At 72.8% G+C, this 10,191-nt stretch carries 9 protein-coding genes, 1 tRNA gene and 1 pseudogene; 8 read left to right on the forward strand and 3 right to left on the reverse strand.

From position 1 onward, the window contains the following. Window positions 1–92 precede the first annotated feature (92 nt). Window positions 93–560 (reverse strand): hypothetical protein, encoded by a 468-nt coding sequence (locus G5C60_RS47110; RefSeq protein ID WP_165269856.1) that lies wholly within the window; start codon window positions 558–560, stop codon window positions 93–95. A 248-nt stretch (window positions 561–808) separates the two neighbouring features. On the opposite strand from G5C60_RS47110, the gene G5C60_RS47115 reads away from it, so the two are divergent. Further along, a complete protein-coding gene (locus G5C60_RS47115; protein WP_165269858.1) occupies window positions 809–2,272 on the forward strand; it encodes an NsdA family TPR-like regulatory protein in 1,464 nt (487 codons plus the stop codon). Window positions 2,273–2,334: 62 nt separating this feature from the next. Here G5C60_RS47115 and G5C60_RS47120 read toward each other — a convergent pair whose 3' ends face one another. Continuing rightward, window positions 2,335–2,931: a histidine phosphatase family protein gene (locus G5C60_RS47120; protein WP_165269860.1), complete on the reverse strand. Its 597-nt coding sequence runs from the start codon at window positions 2,929–2,931 to the stop codon at window positions 2,335–2,337. A gap of 206 nt (window positions 2,932–3,137) precedes the next feature. Here G5C60_RS47120 and G5C60_RS47125 point away from each other — a divergent pair, with 206 nt between their 5' ends. The 7 genes from G5C60_RS47125 (at window position 3,138) to G5C60_RS47155 (ending at window position 9,772) form a co-directional block, all read left to right on the forward strand. Then, complete coding sequence (locus G5C60_RS47125; RefSeq protein ID WP_165269862.1) at window positions 3,138–4,214, forward strand: phosphatase PAP2 family protein; 1,077 nt, start codon at window positions 3,138–3,140, stop codon at window positions 4,212–4,214. Continuing rightward, window positions 4,159–5,313, forward strand: a complete 1,155-nt coding sequence (locus G5C60_RS47130; RefSeq protein ID WP_165269872.1) for a hypothetical protein — start codon at window positions 4,159–4,161, stop codon at window positions 5,311–5,313. Before G5C60_RS47125 ends, G5C60_RS47130 begins: the two co-directional genes overlap by 56 nt. Then, window positions 5,304–6,935 carry a hypothetical protein gene (locus G5C60_RS47135; protein WP_165269864.1) on the forward strand — a complete coding sequence of 544 codons (1,632 nt, stop codon included), beginning with the start codon at window positions 5,304–5,306 and terminating at the stop codon, window positions 6,933–6,935. The genes G5C60_RS47130 and G5C60_RS47135 overlap by 10 nt, the downstream gene beginning before the upstream one ends. Continuing rightward, window positions 6,932–8,296, forward strand: a complete 1,365-nt coding sequence (locus G5C60_RS47140; RefSeq protein WP_165269866.1) for an AAA domain-containing protein — start codon at window positions 6,932–6,934, stop codon at window positions 8,294–8,296. The genes G5C60_RS47135 and G5C60_RS47140 overlap by 4 nt, the downstream gene beginning before the upstream one ends. 110 nt (window positions 8,297–8,406) lie before the next feature. Continuing rightward, window positions 8,407–8,784, forward strand: coding sequence for a hypothetical protein (locus G5C60_RS47145; protein WP_165269868.1), 378 nt, complete (start codon window positions 8,407–8,409; stop codon window positions 8,782–8,784). A 306-nt stretch (window positions 8,785–9,090) separates the two neighbouring features. Then, window positions 9,091–9,708: a hypothetical protein gene (locus G5C60_RS47150; RefSeq protein WP_165269870.1), complete on the forward strand. Its 618-nt coding sequence runs from the start codon at window positions 9,091–9,093 to the stop codon at window positions 9,706–9,708. Next, a tRNA-Lys gene (locus tag G5C60_RS47155) sits at window positions 9,699–9,772 on the forward strand. Before G5C60_RS47150 ends, G5C60_RS47155 begins: the two co-directional genes overlap by 10 nt. A gap of 51 nt (window positions 9,773–9,823) precedes the next feature. Here G5C60_RS47155 and G5C60_RS47160 read toward each other — a convergent pair. Next, window positions 9,824–10,191, reverse strand: a pseudogene (locus G5C60_RS47160) (M6 family metalloprotease domain-containing protein); the annotation flags it as partial.

Raw genomic sequence — 10,191 nt, forward strand, 5'->3', positions numbered from 1 at the left:
CATTATCGGGGGGTGGGGGCGGGGCGGCTCAGCGGCAGCGGATGCCCGGGGCCAGGAAGCGGCGGTCGGCCGGGGCCAGGAAGGTGTCCCGCTCAGCGACAGTTGTCCGCGGCCTCGATCAGGCGAGCTGCCTCGTCCAGGGCGGCGCGCAGGACGACGGGGTCGGTGGCGAGGTCGGACTCCTCCGGAGAGAGGAGCCAGCCGGAGCCCTCGACAGGCGGCTCGGAGGACTGGGCACCCTCAGCGCCCGCGGCCTCGGTGACGAGACTGACGCCGCGGCCGTCCGTCTGCGTGCAGGTGCTGCCCGGTACGTCCCAGGCGTCGGCCGTGCCCGCGGGCACCAGAAAACCGAGGGTGTCGCAGCTGCCGTCGTGCAGGACGGGGCCGACGGCCTCCGAGGCGCCGCGCCGCAGGATGTCGACGGCCTCCAGTCCCTGCCGCGTCGGGACGGTGACGAGATCGCAGGGGTCCTCGGTCTCCTCACCGCCGGACGGGGACGCCGTCCCGAGCGGCGCACAGGGATCGACGCACTGCCTGGTCTCCATGCCGGCCTCCATCATGGAACCTCTCCTCGATCGAACTCACCGCATGGTTCAACGCCCCGGGGTGTCAACGGCTACGGCAGAACTCAGCCGCAAAGGATGGCAGTTCATGGCAGATCATGGATGAGATATCCGGTTTGTAGCCAAACCACGCGTGGTCGGCTTGTCACAGCGGGTACGTTCTTGCCCGCCGGAAACCGGGTGAGAGGTGATCAACTCGCCCTGATTCCGGCATGGTTCGACGGTTCGCGAGAGAGGGCCCGGCCATGGCGTCGACAACGACGACCTCGTCGTCCCAGTCACCTCGGCCACCGCGGCCGAACCTCGCCTTCCGGGAGCTGCGCGGGCAGCGCTCGCCGGGCGAGTTCGCCGCGGCGGTCCGGCGGGCCGCCCGGGAGATCGGGGAGCGGGTGAGCTGCGACGCGCGCTATGTGGGGCGCGTCGAGGCGGGGGAGATCCGCTGTCCGAACTACGCGTACGAGCGGGTGTTCCTGCACATGTTCCCCGGCCGGACGCTGACCGACCTGGGGTTCGCGCCCCGCGCATCGGTACGTGGAAGAGGGGCGCGTACGACCGACGAGGCGCTCCCTTCACGCACCTCGATCCGGGCGTCTGCCCCACATGAGACGGAAGGGGCGCACGAGCCGTATGACACGCAAGACACGTGCAACATGCACGAGTACCACGATCAGACCGACGAGGAGAGCGACGTGCAGCGTCGCGCATTCATGACGGGCGGTACCGCCACCGTGGCGGCCGCCTCCCTGGGCCCTCTGGGGTTCACGTTCGGCGGCACCGCCGCGGCCGAGGGCCGTCCCGTACACCGGGTCGGCGAGGCCGAGGCGGGTGCGCTCGAAGAGGCCGTACGGCAGATCCGGCTGCTCGACGACCGGCACGGCGCCGACGGGCTGTACCGGAGGGCGGCGGCTCCGCTGCGGGCCGCGTACGCCCTGCTGGACGCGGGGGCAACACGGCGGGCGACCGCCGAGCGACTGCACGCGGGGGCGGGTGAACTGGCCATCTCGGTGGGCTGGTTGGCGCACGACTCGGGGCGCTTCGGCGACGCGCGCTCGCATTACGCAGAGGCACTCGCGACCGCCCGGGTGGCCGGGGATCCGGGCCTGGAGGCGCATGCCTTCTGCAACACGTCCTTCCTGGCGCGTGACGCGGGGCGCCCGCGCGAGGCGGTGCGGGCGGCGCAGGCCGCGCAGCGCGCCGCGCGTCCGCTGGGCTCTGCCCGGCTCCTTTCGCTGCTCTCGCTGCGCGAGGCCGGCGGCTGGGCCGGGCTCGCCGACCGCACCGGCTGCGAACAGGCGCTCGCCCGCGCCCAGGCGCTGTACGACCGCGGGCCCGGTGACGCCGATCCGGAGTGGATGAGCTTCTACGGAGCGGCCGAACTGGCGGGCCTGGAGGCCCAGTGCTGGTCGACACTCGGCGACTGGCCGCGCGCGGCCCACCACGCCCGCCGTGCGGCGCGCCTCCAGGACCCCCACTTCACGCGCAACATCGCGCTCTACACCGCCGAACTCGCCGACGACCTGGCCCGTGCCGGGCACCCCGACGAGGCCGCCGCGGCCGGTCTGCGCGTCCTTGATCTCCTGGACCTGGTGCAGTCGTCACGGGTCCAGACGATGCTCGCGGGAACGGCCCGCGTACTGCTGCCGCATCGCCGAGCCTCCGGGGTGTCGGACTTCCTGGAACGGCACGCGGCACTTCCGCGGACGGCGTAGGGCAGGGGGTTCTCAGGCACGGAGAGGGCACTCAAAGGGGCTTTACGCGGGCGCCTGACCGTTCACGCGGGCAGGTGCCCGCAGTCGTTCCACGTCTCGATCGCGGGCTCTCCGTAGGCCCAGCCGAGCACCGACAGGGACGTCGGGTTGAGGCGGATCCTGGCCGCGAAGTCCAGGTCGAGGCCGAGCCAGCGGGCGCCTATGGAGCGCAGGATGTGGCCGTGCGCGAAGACGAGCACGTCGCGGTCGGCGGAGCGGGCCCACGCGACCACCTCGTCCGCGCGCGCGGAGACCTCGGCGAGGCTCTCGCCCCGGGGCACCCCGTCGCGCCAGATCAGCCAGCCTGGCCGCTCCCCCTGGATCTCGGCGGGCGTCAGGCCCTCGTACGCGCCGTAGTCCCACTCCATCAGCGTGTCCCAGGCGGTCGCCCGGTCGCCGAACCCGGCGAGTTCGCAGGTCTCACGCGCGCGTGACAGCGGACTCGTACGCACCTCGGCCCCGGGAAGCCCGCCGAGCGGCGCCCGCTGCAGGCGCTCGCCGAGCAGCTTGGCGCCGCGCCTGCCCTCCTCCAGGAGAGGAATGTCGGTCCTGCCGGTGTGCTTGCCGGCCAGCGACCATTCGGTCTGTCCGTGCCGGGCCAGCAGGATGCGCGGAGCCATGAATTCAGCCTCTCCGGGTGACTCAGGGATGGATCAGGGATGACCCTCTGGTGGATCGCTCCATCATCGCCGAGGCTTCTCCGGGGCAACCCACTGGGCGATCTCTGCGTCTTCGAGGACCGAGGCGCCCCGTTCAGGCGTTCGCATAGGTTGGACCCAGGGGCGTGGCGCATCGGCCACGGGAGAAGAAGGGGGAGGGCGATCGGATGCGGCGGACCGATGTACCGGGCACCGAGGCGGTCCTGCCCGCCCGGCCCCGCTGGTGGACGGAGCTGCCGCTGATCTTGCTGGTGTACGCCGTGTACTCGGCCGGCCGGCTGCTCGCGCGCGGGAATGTGACCAGTGCCGTCGACCACGGTCTGACCATCCTGCGCGTGGAGAAGATCTTCTACCTCAACGCCGAGCATCCGCTGAACCGCCTGTTCACCCGAGAGCCCTGGCTCGGCATACCGGCCGACTTCTGGTACGCGTCGCTGCACTACATGGTCACGCCCGTCGTCCTGGTGTGGGTCTTCCGGTCCCGGGCCGTGCGCTACCGGGCGGCCCGCACCTGGCTGATGACCTCCACGTTCATCGGCCTGATCGGCTTCACGCTGCTGCCCACCTGCCCGCCCCGGCTGCTGTCCGCGGGGTACGGATTCGTCGACACGATGGCCCAGTACAGCGACTACGGCTGGTGGGGCGGCGAGGCGAGCGCGCCGCGGGGCCTGGGCGGCATGACGAACCAGTACGCGGCGATGCCGAGCCTGCACGTCGGCTGGGCGCTGTGGTGCGGAGTGATCCTGTGGCGGTACGGCGGCACACGGCTCACCAAGGTCGCGGGGGTCGCGTACCCGTTGATCACCACGATCGTGGTGATGGGCACCGCCAACCACTACTTCCTCGACGCGCTCGCGGGCGCCGCCGTGATGGGCGTCGGTCTGCTGCTGACCCGGCCGGTGCTGCGGCTCGCGGACATGGCTCGGGAACGACTCGGTATCCGGCGTCTCGCACCGGACACGACACCGGGCACGGCACCGGTCGGGACACCGGACACGAACCCGGTCACGACATCGGCCACGAACCCGGTCACGACATCGGCCACGACACCAGCCAAGGCATCAGTCACGGTGGGCTCAAGTGGCGCAAGTTCCTCGATTGTCAGTGGTGGATGCCAGACTTCCACGGGTGAGCGAATTCCCCGACAGCGCAAGGTCAGTGCCACCCCCGGCGCCGAGCAGGGAGCCGATCCCGAAGCGAGTCCCGCCGACGCGGGGGACGGCGCTCCGGCACCGGCTCGCTGAGCTGCGCGGTCCGGCGGTTCCCCCACAGCCGCTGGACGCGCGCGCCCTCGCGGCGCTCGCCGCGAACCCCGGCTGCAAGCGACGCGCGATCCTCGACGGCGCGGGGGTGAACAAGGCGGTGCTGGCGAGCGCGCTCGGCTCCCCGTCGGCCTTCGGGCAGTCGCAGTTCGCCTTCATGCGGGGCAATGCCTTCGAGGCCCGGGTCAAGGCCGACGGGGGTGCGGAGCTGCTGCGACTGGTGCACGAGAAGCTGGACGCCGGGGCGGAGCCGCCCGAGACCGGACTCGTTCCCGACCTGGCGGCCGTGGGCCCCGAGGGACGTGCGGCCCGTACGGAACTGGCGCTGCGCGAGGCCACCGGGGCCGCGGCCTGGACGCTGCTCGACCACCCCATGCTCGCCCTGGACGTCGCGGGCTCCCCCGCCTTCCTCGAGCCGGACGCGGTGGTGGTGCATCCCGACGGGAGCTGGACGGTCGTCGAGATCAAGTCCTTCCCGATGCTGGACGGCTCGGCGGACGCGGCGAAGGTGGGCGCGGCCGCGCGACAGGCCGCGGTGTACGTACTGGCGCTGGAGCGGGTCGCGGACCGGCTCACCCCGGTCCCCGAGGTACGGCACTCGGTGCTCCTGGTCTGCCCGAAGGACTTCTCGAACCTCCCCACCGCCTCCGCCGTCGACGTCCGCAAGCAGCGCTCCGTGACCCGCCGCCAGCTGGACCGCCTCACCCGCATCGAGGACATCGCCGACTCCCTCCCGGAGGGCACCTGCTTCGACCCCGACCTCCCCACCAGCGACCTGACCACGGCAGTCGAGTCGGTCCCCGCCACGTACGCCCCCGAATGCCTCTCCACCTGCGAACTCGCCTTCCACTGCCGCGCCCGCTCCCGCGCGGAGGGCGCGGTGACCTCGCTGGGCCGCTCCCTGCGCGCCGAGCTGGGCGGCCTGACGACGGTCGACGACGTACTGGCCGCGGCCCGCGGAACGGCCGGGGATCCGCGGGATCCGGCGGTGGCCGCCTTGCGCAGGGCGGCGGAGCTGCGGACGGAGGCGCTGGGCGGCCAGTCCCTCGACCGTCAGGGTCAGGGGGCTTCATGTCGCTGATCGCCACCCTGGCCCGCCTCGAAGCCGTCGACACCGGCCGGGCGCAGCCCCTCACCACCGTGCGGCACCGGCACTTCTCCGAACGGCCGCTCGTGTTCGTGCCGCTCACCACCGCGGGGGAGGCCGGCGCACCGCTCGGGGCCCTTGTGGGCACGGAGCGGGACGCACCACGGCTCCTCGTCGTGCCGCAGCCGCGGGACCGGGATCTGCGGTTCGCGTTCCTCGCCGAGCTGGCCGACATCGTGCTGCCCTACATCGACTCGTACGGGGAGGCCGTCGAGACCGCCGAGCGCACCGAGACCGACCCGGAGACCGGCAAGCGGGTCAAGGTCGAGGTCGAACTGTGCGCGGACGCACCGCAGTTGATCATGCCGAACCGGGCCGGTGTCGATTTCGTACGGCTCCTCGGGCGCTCCATGCGCTTCCGCCGCACCGCCGAGCAGGACCCGGAGACGCCGCACCCGGCACCCCCGCGCGTACCGCTGCTCGGGCGATGGCTCACGCACTACGGAGAGCGGGCCCGGGTGCCCGGCTCCGCGCTGCTGCTCGCCCTCACGGACGTACTGTCGCGGCACTGGGCCACCGGCCAGAGCAACCTGGAGGACCAGCACCTCGGCGCCCTGCTCGCCTGGATCGACCCGGCCGAGGGCGAGTCCGGCGCCGAGGCCGCGCTGCGGGCCGAGCTCCAGCGGGACGCCAAAGGGCAGCTCCTGTGCCCGCCCGCCGGGCCCGCCACGGACCCGGCGTTCGACAACAAGCTGCTCGCCCCGGCCATCGAGCGCTACGACCGCGCGCGTACGGCACTCGCGGCCGCCGAGGACGGCCTGCAGGCGGACGACCGGCTCGGTGAACTCACCGCCGCCGAGCGCGAGATCCGCGCCCTCGTCGAGAGCCGCACCCGCCCCACCTGGGACGCGGTGTGGCGCGGCCTCGACCTCCTGCGCGCGCTGCCCGAGGGCGCCCACGCCGCCGACCGGTGGACCCGCGACCGCTGGTCGTTCACCGGCCACCGGGACCGCGTCCTCGCCGGTGAGCCCCCGCAGCCGCGCCGCGACGACGCGGTCACCGCCGCGAACAAGCTGGCCACGCGCGAGCGCGAACAGGCGCGCCTGGAAGCCCAGGAAGCCCTCGACGATCCACTGGTCATGGCCGGACGGCGGCTCGCCGGAGAGGCCTTCGCGGGCGAGGTCACAGACGTCGTCATGGCGTACAGCGAGAGCAAGCGCCCCAGCCCGCGCCCCCTCGTGACGGTCCGCACGGACGACCGGCCGCACCTCGCCGAGCGCGCCAAGGTCTACCGCTCGCTGGGCGGAAAGCCGCAGGCGGCGGAGTTCGTCGAGTACGTCGAAGGCGCATACGGGGACGACGGTGCATACGAGGACGACGGTGCCGCGGCCTCGGTCGTCCTGCGCGTCGTCGACAAGATGGGCCGCGGCAAGGAGCCCGAAGCCGGCTCCGTCCCCGAGAAGGGCGACCTCGTCTGCTTCACGCTCTTCGAGCACGAGCAGCGGGGCGGCGCGAAGCTGCCCGACCCGGAGGAGACACCGTGGACACACGGCGGGCCGCCGGGTGAGGCGACTCAGCCACCGGCCGACCCGGTGACCGAGGAGGACGTCCTGTGACCACCGTCCAGCCTCCCAGGGCATCCTTCAGGGAATCGTTCGACCCCGGCGCCGAAGCCGGCCGCGCCACTGACGCGATCCTGCGCGACACCCTGCACGGGACGCACCGCGGAGTCGTCGTGGACTCGCCGCCCGGCGCCGGCAAGTCGACGCTCGTCGTCCGGGCTGCGCTCGAACTGGCCGACGCCGGACGCCCATTGATGATCATCGCGCAGACCAACGCGCAGGTCGACGACCTCGTCCTGCGTCTCGCCGAGAAGAACCCCGAGCTGCCCGTCGGCCGTCTGCACAGCAGCGACCCGGACCCGTACGACAAGGCGCTCGACGACCTGCCGAACGTCCGCAAGTCCGCCAAGGCCGGGGACCTCTCCGGTCTCGACGTCGTGATCTCGACGGCCGCCAAGTGGGCGCACGTCAAGGGCGTCGAGCCCTGGCGGCACGCGATCGTCGACGAGGCGTACCAGATGCGCTCGGACGCACTGCTCGCCGTCGCCGGGCTCTTCGAGCGGGCGCTGTTCGTGGGCGACCCGGGCCAGCTGGACCCGTTCGCGATCGTCGGCTCGGAGCAGTGGGCGGGCCTGTCGTACGACCCGTCCGCGTCCGCCGTGACGACGCTCCTCGCCCACAACCCCGAGCTGCCCCAGCACCGGCTGCCGGTGTCCTGGCGGCTCCCGGCGTCGGCGGCGCCGCTGGTCTCGGCGGCGTTCTACCCGTACACCCCGTTCCGCAGCGGCACGGACCACGACGACCGGCGCCTGGACTTCGCGGTCCCGTCGGACGGTTCGGGCCCCGACCGGGTCATCGACGAGGCGGCCGAGACGGGCTGGGGCCTGCTGGAACTCCCGGCGCGCCACACACCTCGTACGGACCCCGAGGCGGTACGCGCACTCGCCCAGGTCGTACGCCGCCTCCTGGACCGGGGCGGCGCGGCCACGTCGGAGCGGTCCGACGGCCCCACCCCCCTCACCGCCGATCGCATCGCCGTCGGCACGGCCCACCGCGATCAGGCGGCGGCGGTCCGCTCGGCCCTCGCGGAGCTGGGCGCCGGGGACGTGACCGTCGACACGGCGAACCGTCTCCAGGGCCGCGAGTACGACGTCACCGTCGTCCTGCACCCCCTCTCGGGCCGCCCCGACGCGACGGCCTTCCACCTGGAAACGGGCCGCCTGTGCGTCCTGTCCTCCCGCCACCGCCACGCCTGCATCGTCGTCTGCCGCGCCGGAGTCACCGACCTCCTGGACGACCACCCCGCCACGGAACCGGTCCAGCTCGGCGTCACGGTGAAGTTCCCGGACGGCTGGGAGGCGAACCACGCGGTGCTGGCGCACCTGTCGGAACACCGGGTGCCATGGCACCCCTGACCGGAACGGCGGCCGGGCAGAGCCCCGCAGGCCCACTTGCGCAGGCAAGAGACAATGGACGGTGGCCCACCCACACGGACGGGCCGTCCACCGTACGAGGAGGAGAAGTCATGGCGGAGCCCACGCCGCGTCGGAACGAGCCGCGGCTTCGCCCCGCGCCCCTGCTCTTCGAGCCCGCGGAGGCTGCCTCCGACCCGGAGCACTTCTTCGATCTGGAGTCGATCGACGATCCACGGGCGCTGCTGGCCCGTGCCACGGAGCTGACGCACGCGTTCCGCGCGGCCACCGACCGCGCCGTCGAGTTCCAGGCGATCGCCGCCGCGCAGCTCGCCGACCCCCGCCGGTTCGACCGGCTCACGCCGGCCGACATCGCCGAGCGCGCGGAGTGGACCGAGGACTACGCGAAGCGCATGGTCGAGTACGGCCGGGAACTGCTCAGCGGGACGAACGGCAAGGGACTCGGACACGGAATCGGCGACCTCACCTGAGCCGGGGCACGAGGCCGGGGAACGTGGCCGGAGGAACGAGGCCGGGGCAGCACGAGCCGGGGAATGAGCCGGGGCACGGGGCCGGAGGAACGAGGCCGGGGACAACACGAGCCGGGGCACGGGGCCGGAGGAACGAGGCCAGAGGAACGAGCCGGGGGAACGAGACCTGGTGAATGAGCCGGGGAAAGACCGTCGGGCATATGCCGGGCAGGCAAGCTACCCCACTCGCACCCCTCCTGTCCCGATTTCCGGCGACCCACAGAAACCGGGCACTCACCGCCGGTAGATCTATGCGCCATGAGCGGCATGAGCAGCACACGGAATCCGGCCCGCACCGTCCCGCAAGGTGCCCTCACCCTCACCTCGGGCGGAGCCGCCTGGCTCGCGTCCGCGGCAAAGCACGGCACGCCGACCGTCCGGGAGGACCGGCCCAGCGCTCCGGTGATCCTCCCCTGCGGCTCCGCCTTCGACGTCGTCAACGCCCCCGCGCTCTTCGGCCGCCACATGCTGGACCGGTTGTGGGGCGAGGGACCGGGCTCCGGCCCGGTGGCCGCATACCGGGGGCGGATGCTCCTGTTCACCACCCCCGGCACCGCGCAGCGTCTGCCCGCGCTCCTGAAGTGGGAGGAGTGGGGCTCCGACGGCGGCGCGGGCCGCAGCCGCGCGATCCCGCCCCTGCTCTGCCACGGAAGTGGCGACGCGGTGACCGTCCCACCCGCGACCGTCCCGCCCACGAGTACCGCATCCACACCCACACCCACGACCGCCCGCTGGCTGGTCGCCCCCGACACCCGCCGGCCCTGGCTGCCCGGCCCCGAGGTCCTGCTCTGGGCGGCCGTACGTGCAGCTCGGGCGGCCCGGATATCGATTTTTCCTCCCGCCGACCATGGTGCTAAGGTCTACGACGTCAGCAAGCGCCGCTAGCTCAGTTGGTTAGAGCAGCTGACTCTTAATCAGCGGGTCCGGGGTTCGAGTCCCTGGCGGCGCACAGACGGTGAGAAGCCCCTCGCGGAAGCGGGGGGCTTTTCGCGTACCCGGCTCACCCGCTGGAGACCGTCACCGTCCACGCCCCCGAAGCCGTGCGGTTCTCCACCTCGATCCGTACGCCCTCCCCCGGCACCGTGAAGCTCTCCCCGAGCCCGATCGGCGCGTCCGCGAGCGGCGGATAGACCGAGTCTTCCCAGCAGGCGGCGGAGGCGGGGTGCGCGTCGAGGACCTCGATGGGCCCGCTGCCGGACACGGTCTCGCTGCGTACGCGATAGACGAGCACCCCCTGCGAACAGACCGCCCCGTCGTTCCCGACCCGCCCCCGCGCCTCGAAGGCGATCACGCTGTCCCGCCCGGTGCGCACCACGGCAAGCTTCGTCCCACGAAGCTTGCCGTGGTGCGCACCGGGCGGGACCCGTC

The sequence above is a fragment of the Streptomyces scabichelini genome (assembly GCF_011045015.1).
Taxonomy (GTDB): Bacteria; Actinomycetota; Actinomycetes; order Streptomycetales; family Streptomycetaceae; genus Streptomyces; species Streptomyces scabichelini.

Excerpts from the sequence above, each read along its gene's own strand:
- G5C60_RS47110 (WP_165269856.1), bottom strand. The coding sequence starts at position 560 with ATGATGGAGGCCGGCATGGAGACCAGGCAGTGCGTCGATCCCTGTGCG.
- G5C60_RS47115 (WP_165269858.1), top strand. The coding sequence starts at position 809 with ATGGCGTCGACAACGACGACCTCGTCGTCCCAGTCACCTCGGCCACCG.
- G5C60_RS47120 (WP_165269860.1), bottom strand. The coding sequence starts at position 2,931 with ATGGCTCCGCGCATCCTGCTGGCCCGGCACGGACAGACCGAATGGTCG.
- G5C60_RS47125 (WP_165269862.1), top strand. The coding sequence starts at position 3,138 with ATGCGGCGGACCGATGTACCGGGCACCGAGGCGGTCCTGCCCGCCCGG.
- G5C60_RS47135 (WP_165269864.1), top strand. The coding sequence starts at position 5,304 with ATGTCGCTGATCGCCACCCTGGCCCGCCTCGAAGCCGTCGACACCGGC.
- G5C60_RS47145 (WP_165269868.1), top strand. The coding sequence starts at position 8,407 with ATGGCGGAGCCCACGCCGCGTCGGAACGAGCCGCGGCTTCGCCCCGCG.
- G5C60_RS47150 (WP_165269870.1), top strand. The coding sequence starts at position 9,091 with ATGAGCAGCACACGGAATCCGGCCCGCACCGTCCCGCAAGGTGCCCTC.